Origin of the sequence: Streptococcus respiraculi (genome assembly GCF_003595525.1) — a bacterium.
Taxonomy (GTDB): Bacteria; Bacillota; Bacilli; order Lactobacillales; family Streptococcaceae; genus Streptococcus; species Streptococcus respiraculi.
The window spans coordinates 993078-1007535 of record NZ_CP022680.1; the positions used below are offsets into that span (position 1 = coordinate 993078).

General features: G+C 42.6%; 13 protein-coding genes and 1 tRNA gene. 12 read left to right on the plus strand and 2 right to left on the minus strand.

The window, feature by feature from the left end:
- Window positions 1-21: 21 nt before the first annotated feature.
- Window positions 22-636 carry a hypothetical protein gene (locus CHF41_RS05035; protein WP_119876266.1) on the plus strand — a complete coding sequence of 205 codons (615 nt, stop codon included), beginning with the start codon at window positions 22-24 and terminating at the stop codon, window positions 634-636.
- A 275-nt stretch (window positions 637-911) separates the two neighbouring features.
- Here the strand turns inward: CHF41_RS05035 and CHF41_RS05040 are convergent, their stop codons facing one another.
- Window positions 912-1877 (minus strand): DDE-type integrase/transposase/recombinase, encoded by a 966-nt coding sequence (locus CHF41_RS05040; RefSeq protein WP_119876267.1) that lies wholly within the window; start codon window positions 1875-1877, stop codon window positions 912-914.
- Between the two features lie 161 nt (window positions 1878-2038).
- On the opposite strand from CHF41_RS05040, the gene CHF41_RS05045 reads away from it, so the two are divergent.
- The 9 genes from CHF41_RS05045 to CHF41_RS05090 all read left to right on the plus strand — a co-directional run bounded on the left by CHF41_RS05045 (window position 2039) and on the right by CHF41_RS05090 (window position 11269).
- Window positions 2039-2111: transfer RNA gene (locus CHF41_RS05045), tRNA-Thr, on the plus strand.
- A 196-nt stretch (window positions 2112-2307) separates the two neighbouring features.
- A complete protein-coding gene (locus CHF41_RS05050; protein WP_240622970.1) occupies window positions 2308-3177 on the plus strand; it encodes a minor capsid protein in 870 nt (289 codons plus the stop codon).
- A complete protein-coding gene (locus tag CHF41_RS05055) occupies window positions 3140-3349 on the plus strand; it encodes a CPCC family cysteine-rich protein (protein WP_119876268.1) in 210 nt (69 codons plus the stop codon). The genes CHF41_RS05050 and CHF41_RS05055 overlap by 38 nt, the downstream gene beginning before the upstream one ends.
- Window positions 3350-3623: 274 nt before the next feature.
- On the plus strand, window positions 3624-4262 hold the full coding sequence (locus CHF41_RS05060; RefSeq protein WP_119876269.1) for a helix-hairpin-helix domain-containing protein: 639 nt from the start codon (window positions 3624-3626) through the stop codon (window positions 4260-4262).
- A complete protein-coding gene (locus tag CHF41_RS05065; RefSeq protein WP_119876270.1) occupies window positions 4246-6588 on the plus strand; it encodes a DNA internalization-related competence protein ComEC/Rec2 in 2343 nt (780 codons plus the stop codon). The genes CHF41_RS05060 and CHF41_RS05065 overlap by 17 nt, the downstream gene beginning before the upstream one ends.
- 1 nt (window position 6589) lies before the next feature.
- Entirely contained in the window at window positions 6590-8113 is a 1524-nt protein-coding gene (locus CHF41_RS05070) for an AMP-binding protein (protein WP_119876271.1), read from the plus strand.
- A gap of 77 nt (window positions 8114-8190) precedes the next feature.
- Entirely contained in the window at window positions 8191-9222 is a 1032-nt protein-coding gene (holA, locus tag CHF41_RS05075; RefSeq protein WP_119877142.1) for a DNA polymerase III subunit delta, read from the plus strand.
- A gap of 75 nt (window positions 9223-9297) precedes the next feature.
- Window positions 9298-9903, plus strand: a complete 606-nt coding sequence (sodA, locus tag CHF41_RS05080) for a superoxide dismutase SodA (RefSeq protein ID WP_119876272.1) — start codon at window positions 9298-9300, stop codon at window positions 9901-9903.
- Window positions 9904-10150: 247 nt separating this feature from the next.
- The gene (locus tag CHF41_RS05090; protein ID WP_119876274.1) at window positions 10151-11269 is read left to right on the plus strand and encodes an aminotransferase; all 1119 of its coding nucleotides are present in this window, start codon (window positions 10151-10153) and stop codon (window positions 11267-11269) included.
- A gap of 55 nt (window positions 11270-11324) precedes the next feature.
- Here the strand turns inward: CHF41_RS05090 and queA are convergent, their stop codons facing one another.
- Window positions 11325-12353, minus strand: coding sequence for a tRNA preQ1(34) S-adenosylmethionine ribosyltransferase-isomerase QueA (gene queA, locus CHF41_RS05095; protein ID WP_119876275.1), 1029 nt, complete (start codon window positions 12351-12353; stop codon window positions 11325-11327).
- A gap of 320 nt (window positions 12354-12673) precedes the next feature.
- Here queA and CHF41_RS05100 point away from each other — a divergent pair, with 320 nt between their 5' ends.
- Window positions 12674-13375 (plus strand): glucosamine-6-phosphate deaminase, encoded by a 702-nt coding sequence (locus CHF41_RS05100; RefSeq protein ID WP_119876276.1) that lies wholly within the window; start codon window positions 12674-12676, stop codon window positions 13373-13375.
- 167 nt (window positions 13376-13542) lie between these two features.
- Window positions 13543-14262 carry a 16S rRNA pseudouridine(516) synthase gene (locus CHF41_RS05105; RefSeq protein WP_119876277.1) on the plus strand — a complete coding sequence of 240 codons (720 nt, stop codon included), beginning with the start codon at window positions 13543-13545 and terminating at the stop codon, window positions 14260-14262.
- Window positions 14263-14458 lie beyond the last annotated feature (196 nt).

Below are 14458 nucleotides of genomic sequence, written 5' to 3' on the forward strand. Positions count from 1 at the left end.
GAAAGGAAATAAGAAGAGACGATGTATAATGAACGATTAGTGAAAGGACTGAAGATAGGAGTGACCATACTTTTGGTAGTTTTCATCTTCACACTGGGCTATGGAACAGCTTCTGTCCAATCAAAAATGACTAAAAAGGAAGCTCCAACAAGCCAAACGGTTAAAAAGAAGGAGGAAAAAGCTCATGAGTTGAAGCGACAAGAAGTCGAGGACTTCTTGATTGCTTACTACACCAGAAAAGACTTGGGAGAAAATCGCAAGCGCTACAAACCTTTTATGACAGAAGGTTTGTACAACGCAACCGTTTCTGACGAGGATACGCCGCTTCAGAAGACCTACAAAGGCTATGTGGTGGATCGTATCTATCAAAACGCCACTATCTATATCGATAGCGAGAATAAGGAAGTGATTGCACAAATCCGCTATTCTCAAACGATTTTAGAAGAAAAGGACAATCGGAACGGGAAGTCCTACAACGAGGAAGGCAATGCGACTCTTCGTTTGAACTATAGTGAGACAGAAGAGAAATTTCTTGTGAACAACATAGAGCCGATCATCCTCTCAGATGGATCCGAGTTATCTGTAGGCGAAACCGCAAAAGCAGTTATTGGCAAGACGGAAGAAAAGGAGAAATGATGAGTCAGAAATTCAAACAGATTGAACAGCGCCTGTCAAAGAAAAAACAGGAATATGAGAAGAGTGGCAAGCAGGAGCTAGATCAACCGTTTTAGAATGATAATCAACAAAAGAATAAGGCTTCCTCCAGTAAGCTAAGAAAAGTGGATTGTTTAGCCCTTTTTTGCACTCTTTCAGGAAACTTTGATGGTTTTCAAAAGATAAAAATAAATTTACGAGATGTACCTTTGTCAATGATGTGAGACCAAACTTTAATTTTTAGAAACCATGATATGCTATTCTATCTCCAAGGAGCTAGCTCCTTGGAGAAATTTTCTTGTTTCAATAGGGGATTTCCAACCTAGGCTCTGCATGGGGAGTCTGTTAGAGGTGTAGAGGTATCGTTTCATCTGCCTGATGAGGTCATCGTAGGAGTAGAATCGCAAGTGTTGGTAAAAGCGTCTGTTATCGTTTCTGTGGCTGCGTTCCACTTTGCCGTTGTGTCTAGGTGTTCGCGGTCGAATGAGCTTGTGCACCATGCCCAGCTCTTTACAAAGCACATCCAAGGGGTGAATCTGCTTGGTTTCCTTGAAGTGAGTAAACTCAAATCCATTGTCGGTCTGAATAATTTGTGGCTTGTAGCGAAAGTGTTTAATGGCCATTTTGACAAACTGGACAGTGGAGTAAGAGGACTGTTCCTTGAAGGGATAGATAAATCGCTCTCTGCTTGCTTCGTCAATGACAGTGTACTGGTAAAATTTTTCAGGCATCGTGCCAGTGTAACAGTGCTTAGGGACGTACTTCACGTCCATTTGCCACTTGATTCCTAATTTCGTGGGTGTATCATAGGGTTTAGGAACATAGGCCTCTTTCTTGGTTTCAGCCGCCTTGAAGAATCCCATTTTTCTCAAGACCCGAAAGAGAGAGCAAGGGTGTCTGTCGTATCCCTTGTTGGCTCTTAGCTTGTAGAAAATCTCGATGAGGGTTGCATTTGGATTTCTGCGGATACAGTTTTTAATCCACCTGATTTCTTGCTCAGTATGAGCTTTGGGGTGAGTTTTGTGTGGTCTGTGGGACTTATCTTTGAGAGAGTCCTTGGTTCCGTCAAATCGCTTATTCCAGCGCATGAGAGAGGCTTTTGAGACCTTATACCGCCTGCAGATGAATGCGACAGAAGCCCCACCACGATACGTTTTCACCGCGTGGTAACGTGTGTCGAGCGTGTGTGGCAAATAACGAAGGTTTTGTGGTATACTAGTCATGAGAAGATTCCTTTATGAGAAGTGTGGTTACTTTTATCATATCAGGTTTCTTCTTTTTTGTACTCAGGTCTCACATCTATTGTAAGGTAACAAAAAGATAAAAATAAATTTACGAGAACGTTTGACAAATGCTTGGTTTCTTGGTATACTGTTACAGTATTGCTGGTTTAGCTCAGTCGGTAGAGCGCATCCATGGTAAGGATGAGGTCGCCGGTTCAATCCCGGCAACTAGCATAAAAATAATGAAGTAAAAACCCTTGTGTGTCAAGGGTTTTTACTATTTCTGCCACAAATTTTTGGAAAATACTTCTAATCTTATTATTTTTTATCTTTCATTTCTTCTAATTGATGAGCCTATATCCCGATTAAGAAAATGAGAGGGAAAGGATAAACATGATTGATATCTATATGTCTGCTTAGGTTAATGGCTATGATGTGGAGGTCGAACAAGAAAGGCAAGAACAATGCACGGAGACTGATTCGTACAGAGAGTGCGCATCTCCATAATGAAATGGAAGCACGAGCCTATGAAGAGGCGGATGTTGAGAAATATCGCTTTGTAGCAACGCTGGACTTGCGGACTTCTAGCTTTTGTCGCCCTCTGGATGGAAAAGTCTTTAAGGTGTCTGAGCGAAAGGTAGGCAAGAACTATCCGCCACTCCATCCGTGGTGTAGGTCAACGACTGTTGCAGCAGACGATGAAGAATGGCTAAACGAAATGAAACGCAGAGCGATTGACCCTAAAACAGGGAAGAGCGTACTCGTTCCAGCAGATATGAACTACGATGAGTGGTATGAGAAGTATGTGAAGCCACGCTATAAAGTTGATAATCTGGATGTTTGGAAACTCAACAGAGTAAGCGAGCAATACGAGCGTTATAAAGGCATTCTTGGGGTTGAAAATGTTCCCAAATCACTAGAAAAATTTATTGATTTGAAGTATAATAATCTTAACGAATATGAGCGGTTAAAACAAAACGTTCGCGACTATAAAAAATGGTTGAAAGCAGAATTTCCTAGCGAGAAGTCATTTAACGGACATTTTGAAAAACATAGCACAGAGTTTCCGAATGTTTCAAAAGAAAGATACAGAGAAGAGGCTGCTAGGTTGTTAGGTAGTCCTACCAACAAAAACATTCTAGGCTATGATACCGAATATCGAAGAGTTCGCTATGATGTTGCCAATAATATATTTGCGCTGGGAGATAATAAACGAATTCGACTAACAACCATGTTGAAACCAAAGGAGGGGGTGAGTTACTATGAGTCAGATTGGAAAAGAGAATTTGGTGATGATTGACGACTACGAGTATGTCCACTGCCCTGTTTGTGGCACGCTCACAGCAGTTTATGACATTTGCGACACATGCAAATGGCAGAATACTGGTGAAACAAATATTGACGGGGGACCTAATAAAATGACTTTAGCAGAAGCTAAAGTAGCTTATAAAGAAGGTCGCCCAATTTACTAATCAAGCACTTAGGACAATCTAGGTGCTTTTCTTGTACGAAAAATTAGGAGAAAAATATGATATACGCACTTTGGCAATTTGTTGCTCCTTTATTAGGACTGGTATGGGCTGTAATTCTGATAGGAATTATAGTTATTTTTATTATAGCCTTGGTTAAAGGAATCTATGGAGATGATTAATCTTTATTTATATAAAAAATTCTATGTTCTAAAAAACTCGTTTTGGGCGAGTTTTTTTGATAGGTTTTGCGAATAGATAAGGTGGAGGTCAGAATATGCTTGAAAAGTGGATACAAGTTTTGCGTGATTATAAGTGGTTTATTGTGGCAGGAGTAGGGCTTGGTGTTATTCTTGTGACCGTCTTTTTAGTGGGACAAAAGGGGCAGACAGAAGAAGCGATTAGTCTGACAGACTTTTCAACTAGTAGCGAGCAGGTGGTAGAGACACCAACGGATTCGCAGCCAACTGAGAAGCTAGTAGTGGATGTCAAGGGTGCTGTCAAGAAGCCAGGCATTTATCATCTATCAGCAGGAAGTCGTGTCCAGGATGCGGTAGAAGCAGCGGGAGGTTTGACAGATGCTGCGGATTCTAAGTCAGTTAATCTGGCACAGAAAGTGAACGATGAGGGCGTTGTTTATGTCGCGACCAAGGAGGAAGCGGTCTCGGTTGTGCCTGCTGCCAATCCAGTCCAAGTAAGCGGAGACAAGGGAGCAACGACAGGTCTTGTCAATCTCAATACGGCTACCGAAGCGGAATTGCAAACCATTTCAGGTATCGGTGCCAAGCGTGCGGCAGATATTATTGCCTACCGTGAGAGTAATGGCCGTTTTCAATCGGTTGATGATTTGAAGAATGTACCTGGAATTGGTGGCAAGAGTTTGGAGAATATTCGTTCCTATGTCACAGTTGATTAAAAAGCTTCCTCTTGCTCCTATTCATCTAATCGTTTTACTACTAGCCCTCTATTTTGTCATGTACCGCCTATCTGTCTTATCAGGTCTGATTTTGGTGGGCTTATTGATTCTGCTCTGGGTTCGTCAAGGGAAAAAAGTTTGCTATCAAATTTTACCGATTTTAGCTTGCTTTTTCCTTTTCTTTGGCTTCCAATGTGTAAAGTCTACTCTGGACGAGTCTGCTACTCCGACGGAGGTCAGTTCGTTGACTGTTAAGCCAGACAGCATTCAAGTCAATGGTGATAGTCTTTCTTTTCGGGCGACATCATCAGGGCATCTGTACACTGTTTTTTACCAATTGAAAAGTCAAGAAGAGCAGCGTTATTTTAAAAGTTTATCCAGTCTAGCCAGATTGGAGGTGGAAGCAACGGTGTCTGAGCCAGAGGGACAACGGAATTTCAATGGCTTTGATTATCGGGATTATTTGAGAACTCATGGGATTTATAAGACGATCAAGATTAGCAAGATTGAGAAGATAGAAAAGCGGGTAGCTTGGAATCCTTTGGACTGGCTTTTTCTCGTTCGACGCAAGGCTTTGGTCTACATCAAGGAGCATTTTCCAAGTCCGATGCGGCATTATATGACAGGACTCTTGTTTGGTGACTTGGACAAGGAATTTGACCAGATGAGCGACCTTTACTCTAGCTTAGGGATTATCCATTTATTTGCGCTTTCGGGGATGCAGGTCGGTTTTTTTGTAGATAAGTTCCGTTCTCTTTTCTTGCGCCTTGGGATTCGAAAGGAAGTTGTCGATTGGCTCCAAGTTCCCTTTTCTTTTATTTATGCGGGTTTGACAGGTTTTTCCGTCTCAGTCACTCGTTCTCTCGTACAAAAGATCTTTGCTAATATGGGCATCACTAAGCTGGATAATATAGCTTGTACGATGATGATTTCTTTTCTACTCATGCCTCATTTTTTATTAACAGCAGATGGTGTGTTGAGCTTTTCCTATGCCTTTTTACTGACTGTTTTTGATTTCGAAGATTTTGTATCGTATAAACGGGTAGTTGTAGAAAGTGTAGCGATTTCACTCGGGATTTTCCCCCTCTTAATTTACTATTTTTATAGTTTTCAACCCTTGTCGATTCTCTTGACCTTCCTCTTTTCCTTTCTTTTTGATATGGTCTTGTTACCGGGGTTAAGTCTTATCTTTCTTCTTTCTCCACTCGTCAAAATCACGCCGGTCAATTTTCTTTTTGTCTGGCTAGAATCCTCTATTCAGTGGGTAGCAGGTCTGGGCTTGAAACCATGGATTTTTGGCAAGCCAACAGCTGTTTGCCTCTTGGTCTTGTTGGGCGTTTTGCTCTTAGTGTACGATCTGTATCAGAATCCTAAATGCTGCATAGCCCTCCTTAGCCTAGCTGCTCTGCTATTTTTTATCACCAAACACCCTTTGGAAAACGAGGTGACAGTAGTGGATGTTGGTCAGGGAGATAGCATCTTTTTGCGAGATATGCGAGGGCGGACGGTGCTGATTGATGTGGGTGGCAAAGTGAGTGTTGGATCAAAAGAGCCTTGGCAAGAACAATCTAGTCAGGTGAATGCGGAGCGAACCTTGATTCCCTATCTTCATAGTCGTGGTGTGAGTAAGATTGATTATTTGGTCTTGACTCATGCACATGCGGACCATATGGGGGATTTAATGGAGATGGCTAGAGAAATGGATATTGGCAGTATCTACATTTCTGAGGGGAGCACAACTAGCAAAGAGCTGATAAAGATGTTACAGACAATAAAGACACCGCCTCACCTAGTAAAAGTAGGAGACGCTATTCCGATATGCGACGGCTTTTTACGTGTGCTCTATCCTTATCAAAAGGGGAATGGTGGCAATAATGACTCGGTGGTGTTATACGGTGAGCTATTGCAGACCCGTTTTCTATTTACAGGGGATTTGGAAGACGGTGAATTGGAGTTGATTAAGCGATATCCTCGCTTGTCTGTTGATGTTTTAAAGGCAGGACATCATGGTTCAAGAGGCTCTTCTTATCCAGAATTTTTGGATGCTATTTCTCCAAGGATAGCCCTGATTTCAGCGGGAAAACACAATCGTTACCAGCATCCGCATCAGGAAGCTCTTCAACGATTTCAAGAGCGGCAGATGCAGGTATTTCGGACGGATGAACAAGGTGCTATTCGTTTCCGAGGCTGGAAGATGTGGCAGATTGAGACGGTGAAATCGGTGGAAAGGGATATGCTATTCTCATTTGTGGAAGAGTTTTCGAAGTGGTATAATGGTAGAAGTTATGTTTGGTTTTTCACAAACTTAGAAAGGTTAGGAATGTAAGATGATCTCCTATCAACCATTAAATTTATACCGTCAGTTCAAGGAAGCAGCAGAGCGGTTTCCAGAAGTTGCTATTGTCTTTGACAAGGTTTATCCGTCTTTTCCTGAATTGGGATTTGAAAATACCTACACTCAGGTTTTTGCTGCTATTCAACAGAGGGCTTATCAGCTAGCGGAAGCAGGAGTTGCTTATGGAGACAAAGTCATGTTTTATAAAAGTCCTGCTTTTGATACCTATTTATTAGCGGTTGCTGCGACAGCCTTGGGAGCGGTTCCAGTAATGCCGTCTTATCACTTGCCAGCAAGTACCATGGATGTCTTTGCCGAACGCTTGGAGCGCGCCTTTATTGTCTTTGATGAGGAAACGGCAGAACGAGTTGCAGCGATGAAACGCAAGGATCTGGTGACGACTCTTGCAGTTTCGGATTTGTTGACTTTTCCTGCTCATCCTGTTGCTGAAAATCTACTTCCTGAAGATGTGATTCAGTATATGACTCACACCTCTGGAACGACAGGGATTCCCAAACTTATCTGCCACACGGCGCAGACCATGGGTTGGCGCGTGGCTTGGCAGCAGACAATCTTTGAAAAGATGACAGAGCGTAATGTGTTAGCTTTTCATATTTCTCCTGTTCACTCACGCTACAATATTGGGGTTTCGTCTGCCATTGGGCTTGGTTTTCCCTTACTTCCCTTATCGTCTGCTAGGACTCAAGATGTCGCAGAGACCTTGAAACGCTATCAACCCATGGCGCTTGAAACGCACCCGAATAATTTTGTGCAATGGGCGCTGCTTGCTAAGAATAATCCATCTGTTTTTTCAAGCATCCGTTACTATCATTCGACTTTCGATGCTATTAATATCGGGACTTTACGAGTTTTTTTAGAGGCTTCTAAGGAAAATGCCCCTGTCTTTATGCAGGTCTATGGTCAGAGTGAATGCGGGCCAATGATTCTGCGCTATCATCGCTTGGAAACTCTTGGTAGCACAAGTGGTCGAGATATGGGGGTAGGGCTTTCTGGTTATACAGAAGCGAGGATTACGGATGAGCATGGTCATCCTTTATCAACTGGTCAAAATGGTCATATTCAACTCCTATCCCGTGGGCGTGCAGTAACCTATTATAAAGAAGATGCTCGTTTCCAAGAAAATGTCTACGGAGACTGGTGGGATAGCGGTGACTATGGTTGTATGACTGAGGAGGGCACTTTACTCTTGAAAGACCGTCAGGTGGATGTGATCGAATCAATTGATAGCAATCTCGCCTTGGAAGATTTCTTGTTGGATCAGTTGGACTTTTTATCAGAGGTTGTCATTATTCGTGATACAAATGGCGCTCCGCAACCGATTATTGCTCTTGCAGAAGGTGCAGTGATGGATTGGGATGCGTGGTGGCATCAGGTGGTGGATCTTCCCCTACTCAAAGAGCCTATTTTAATGGCCTATGAGGATATTCCACGGACCGCAACGATGAAAGTGCAGCGCTTAAAAATGGAAGCAGAGATGAAACTAAAGAATCTCTAATGAATGGATTTCTCATTGAAAAACTGTCGTGTGACAGTTTTTTTGTTATAATGATAGTGAAGAATTGTGAGGAAATTATGACCATTATTGATGAAATTCAGAAAGTAAAGAAGGAGAACTTGGGGCCGCTTACAGTGCTAGCTGGTGAGGATGTTGGACAGTTTCAACTAGCCAAGGAAAGACTTCTCAAACAAATTGGTTTTGATAGCAGTGACTTGACCTATGCTTATTTTGATATGTCCGAGTCTGATTATGCCCAAGTGGAGCTTGATTTGGTTTCCCTACCCTTTTTCTCGGATGAAAAAATTGTTATTTTGGATTATTTTGCCGATATAACGACCGATAAAAAACGGTATTTGAGCGATGAAGAGCTAAAGAAATTTGAGGATTATCTGAATCAACCTGTTGAAACGACGAGGCTGATTGTTATTGCAGGTGGGAAATTAGATAGCAAGCGCCGTCTGGTTAAGCTCTTGAAGCGGGACGGACTGGTGTTAGAAGCAAATAGCCTCAAAGAAGCAGAATTGCGACAATTTTTCAAGCAAGAAATTGCGAAAATGGGGCTAAATATAGACAACATGGCCATGGATCATCTCTTGGTTAAGTCGAATTTTGATTTTGCTGAAATCCATAAAAATCTGTTTTTTTTGCAGTCCTATAAGGGGGATCGTCAGATTGGGCTTGAAGATATTGAGCAGGCTATTCCTAAGACCTTACAGGATAATCTTTTTGATATGAGCCAACTTCTCTTACAGGGCAAGATTGATCAGGCTAGAAGCCTCGTACGCGACTTGCGTTTGCAGGGAGAAGACGAGATTAAGTTGATTGCGATTTTGCTCAACCAATTTCGACTATTTTTACAGGTGCAACTCTTGTATAAGGAAGGATTGAGTGAGCAACAAATGGTTGCTGAATTGTCAGATATTATGGGACGGAAAATCAATCCTTTTCAAGTCAAGTTTGCTTTACGGGATTCTCGTAGGTTGTCGCTTTCTTTTCTTAAAAAAGTTGTGCTGGTTCTGATCGAGACAGATTATCAGATTAAGCGGGGACAGTTTGACAAGGATTATCTTTTTGACATTGCTCTCCTGAAGATTGCTAGTGCATAATTTCAGACAAAAAAATTGAAAAGGCTCTCAAATTGCGGTAAAATGAGTAGTATAGAAGATTAAAGGAGGCCGAATATGGCAATTATTTTACCAGATTTACCATACGCTTATGACGCTCTTGAACCGCATATTGATGCAGAAACAATGACATTGCATCATGATAAGCACCATGCAACCTATGTTGCGAATGCAAATGCAGCCCTTGAAAAACACCCTGAAATTGGTGAAGACTTGGTATCATTGCTGTCAAATGTGGAAAACATCCCAGCAGATATTCGTCAAGCCTTGATTAACAATGGTGGTGGCCATTTGAACCATGCTCTTTTTTGGGAATTATTGTCACCAGAAAAAACAGAAGTTCCAGCTGAATTGGCAGCAGAGATTGCTACTACATTTGGTTCATTTGATGATTTCCAAGCAGCCTTTACAACAGCAGCAACCACTCGTTTTGGCTCAGGATGGGCTTTCTTGGTAGTGAATAAAGAAGGCAAGCTTGAAATCGTCTCAACTGCTAACCAAGATACGCCAATCATGAATGGTTTGACACCAATCTTGGCGCTCGATGTGTGGGAACATGCCTACTACTTAAACTACCGCAATGTTCGTCCAAACTACATCAAAGCATTCTTTGAAATCATCAATTGGAACAAAGTAAACGAATTATACCAAGCAGCTAAATAAGAATAGCAAGTGAAAAACAGTCCAGTGGGCAATCCTCGCTTTCTTGTTTACAAGCTCGAGAAAAACAGTCCAGTGGCCAATCCTCGCTTTCTTATTTACAAGCTCGAGAAAAACAGTCCAGTGGTCAGTCCTCGCTTTCTTATTTACAAGCTCGAGAAAAACAGTCCACTGGACTGTTTTTTTATCCACTTTAATGAATAAATATGATACACTAGAGAGACAAAGATAGGTCTGATAGGAGAATGCTATGGAAATTGCAGCGTTTGGTGTGGAAGAGTGGTTGAACGAATGGGAAACGAAGGCGGTCTATGATATTGCAGGGAGCTCAATTGATTCGCTGATTTTGGGGGAGATTCTAGCCTTGGGAGGGATTTCTCAGTCAGCCTTTTTAGAGGATTTGTGGGACAAGAAGATGAATTATGGCTGGATTGAGGGTTCGCCTGCTTTTAAGGAAGAGGTACGAAAACTCTATCAGAATGTAGAAGTCAGTCAAATTCTCCAGACCAATGGAGCAACGGGGGCTAATCATTTGGCGCTCTATGCCTTGATTGAAAAAGGGGACCATGTTATCTCCCTCTACCCTAGCTATCAGCAGCTGTACGATATTCCGCGCTCTTTGGGTGCAGAAGTCTCACTTTGGCAGATTCATGAGGAGGATTCATGGTTGCCATCCTTGGATGAATTGCGAGCCATGATTCGTCCTGATACCAAGATTATTTGCATTAACAATGCTAATAATCCAACAGGTGCGGTGATGGAGCGACCTTTCTTGAAAGAGCTAGTGGCGATTGCGAGAGAAGTTGGCGCTTATATTTTATCCGATGAAGTGTATAAGCCTCTAGATGATCATTTTGATGTGCCGGCTATAGTGGATTTGTACGAAAAAGGTATTTCGGTCAATAGCATGTCAAAGACCTATTCGATTGCTGGTGTGCGAGTTGGCTGGATTGTGGCAAATGATGAGCTGTCCAATCTCTTTCGGAAATACCGCGATTACACCATGATTTGTGCTGGAGTGATAGATGATGCTCTTGCGACCTATGTCTTGCAACATAAGGAAGTAGTTTTGGAGCGAAATCGGGCAATCGTTGCTGAAAATCTGAGTGTAGTCAAAGATTGGGTGGAACACGAGCCACGGGTGTCCTTGATTGAGCCAAGTGCGGTTCCTGTGTCCTTTATCAAATTGGATATTCCCGAAGAGACAGAGACGTTTTGCCTACGCTTATTAGAGGAAAAAGGAGTCTTGCTGGTACCGGGCAATCGCTTTGACCGTCCAGGCTATGCGCGTTTAGGCTACTGTACACAGACTGTGACCCTGAAAAAGGGCTTGGCTTTGCTATCAGAATGTTTAAGGCAGTATGATTAATTGTCTTTGAAGATAAAATGAACCTCCCTTGCAGGCTTGCGAGGGAGGTTATTAGCTATTTGATGAACATGGCATCACCAAAACTAAAGAAGCGGTACTCATTTTCAATCGCATGTTGGTAGGCTTCAAGGACAAATTCGCGTCCTGCAAAAGCAGATACCAGCATGACCAAGGTTGATTTTGGTAAGTGGAAGTTGGTTGAAAAGGCATCAACTAGCTTAAATTGGTAGCCTGGTTTGATGAAGATATTGGTCCAGCCGGAATCAGCCTGAATCTCTCCATTAAATTTATTGCCAATCGTTTCCAAGGTGCGGATAGAAGTGGTGCCGACTGCGATGATGCGGTGACCAGATGCTCTGACTTCCCGCAGGGTACTGGCAGCCTCTTTTGATAGGCTATAAAATTCTGAGTGCATTTCATGCTCATCTAGATTGTCAACAGAAACGGGGCGGAAGGTGCCCAAGCCGACATGTAGAGTCAGGTAGACCAGTTTAACTCCTTTTGCTTCAATTTTTTTCAGCAATTCTTGGGTGAAATGGAGCCCTGCTGTCGGTGCAGCAGCTGAGCCATTTTCCTTAGCATAAACGGTCTGATAGCGTTCGCGGTCATCGAGTTTTTCGTGAATATAAGGCGGGAGTGGCATTTCTCCAAGGCTTTCCAAGACCTCAAGGAAAATACCATCGTAGGCAAATTCAACGATACGACCACCGTGATCCAATTCTTGGATAATGGTTGCGGTTAAGCGACCATCCCCAAAGGAAATCTGACTTCCGACTTTGAGGCGCTTGGCTGGTTTGGCAAGAACTTCCCACTGGTCACCCTGAGTATTTTTGAGAAGGAGCAATTCCACGTGTCCACCGGTATCAGGTTTTTCCCCGTAGAGACGGGCTGGTAGAACGCGGGTGTTGTTCATCACAAGGGCATCGCCAGCTTCTAATTCATCGATAATGTGGTCAAAATGCTCATCCGCCAGAGTTTGTTTCTCACGGTCGAGGATTAAGAGTCGGGAAGCGTCACGCTGTTCGAGCGGTACTTGGGCAATCAGGTGTTCGGGTAAGTGAAAATCGAAATCAGCAGTATTCATAGGTCTCCTTAGTTCATTGATGGTAGAGTTAAGAAATAAATTAATACGAGTAGAGGAAGGACAACGAGTACGCTTCCAAATACAAATAATGGAATCCAGAACCAGGTTCTCTCCTTAATCAAGTAGGCTAGGACATCGAAGAGAATTCCAACGATAAATAGGATAAATAATAGAAGGGTCATACAATCTCGCTCCTCTGAGGGTATTTCCACTAATTATACCACAAATCGGCAGTCAGGTCTTGACAAAAATTGGTCTATACAATATAATAAAGACAAAATGGTCTATACCAAAAAAACGAAAAAGAAAAGGAGATCCACATGAAAGTTATTCGTGTTAAAGATCAAATCGAAGGCGGTCTTGCTGCTTTTGAATTACTAAAAGAAGAGTTGAAAGCAGGGGCTAAAGTTTTAGGACTTGCGACAGGTTCGACTCCTATTGAATTTTATAAGCAAGTCGTTGCAAGTGATCTTGATTTTTCAGACCTCGTATCGGTTAATTTAGACGAGTATGTGGGTCTTGGCAGTGAAAGTGATCAGTCTTATATCTACTTCATGAGTGAGCATTTGTTTGATAAGAAACCGTTTAAGGTATCCTATTTGCCAAATGGTTTGGCTGAGGATTTGGACGCAGAAGTGGAGCGCTACAATACTCTCTTAGCTGAGAATCCCGTTGATTTCCAAATCTTAGGAATTGGGCGCAACGGTCATATCGGTTTCAATGAACCTGGTTCACCGTTCGACGGTTTGACACGTGTGGTTGATTTAACACCGTCTACTATTGAAGCGAATAGTCGTTTCTTTGAAAAGGAAGAAGATGTGCCAACACAAGCGATTTCGATGGGAATTGCCTCTATCATGGCATCAAAGACCTTGGTGCTTATGGCTTATGGTGAAGAAAAAGCAGATGCTGTCTATGGTATGGTCAATGGTCCGGTGACGGAAGATGTGCCAGCAAGTGTCTTACAAAATCATACAAATGTTTATGTGATTGTAGATGAGGCTGCGGGACAAAAATTATGATATAAGAGCGTAAAAAAATCGACAGAAAATTAGGGGGACAGCCGCAGAAATCGTATTTCAAGGGAGGCGCGTCTATTTTCCGAGATTTTAGCTCGCATTCAAATAATTACAATCAAAAAAGACTAACTATTGATGTGGATAGTTAGTCTTTGTGTTACAATAGCTCTATGCGATTAGATAAGTGTTTGGAAAAGGCGAGTGTAGGCTCGCGGAATCAGGTGAAGAAATTCTTGAAGAGCCAGCAAGTGACGGTGGACGGGAGACTTGCAAGGTCTGGTCGTCAGATTGTGGATCCTGGTTTACAGGTGATTGAAGTCTGTGGCAAACAGGTGATACTTGAAGCCCCTGTCTACTATCTGCTCAATAAGCCCGTAGGTGTGGTATCAGCAGTATCGGATGACAAACATCAGACGGTGATTGACCTCATTGCAGAAGATGATAGGCGTTCAGGGCTTTATCCGATTGGTCGTCTCGATAGGGATACAGAAGGGCTCTTGCTCATTACCAATAATGGTCCTCTAGGATTTCGGATGCTACACCCCAAGTATCATGTGGAAAAGGTCTACTATGTGGAGGTCAATGGTCTGCTTGCTGACGAAGCGGTGAGTTTTTTTCGTGAGGGAGTCCAGTTCTTAGACGGGACTGTCTGCCAGCCTGCGTTTTTAGAGATTGTATCAGCAGAAGAAAGCCTCAGTCGAGCAAGAATTCGGATTTCAGAAGGGAAATTCCATCAGGTCAAGAAGATGTTTCTGGCTTACGGGGTAAAGGTGACCTATCTCAAGCGGATTGCCTTTGGCGACTTTGTCTTAGAAGATGATGTGCCAGCAGGTAGCTATCGGACATTAACGAGTGCGGAAAAGGAAATCTTAAAGCGGTATTTAGATTAGAAAGTATATGAAAAAGGCTGGTTTCCCAGTCTTTTTGTTTATTATATAGAGGATTGAGAACTGAGCACGGACTAAAAGCAGTGTAAAAAAGGGACGCAGATGTTCCAGCTTTAGCTGGTTACAACAGAGGCTCCCTTTAGGGATAGATTGCCTTGTGTTCATCGAACACATCGTCATTCTCCTATCTTACCGTAGC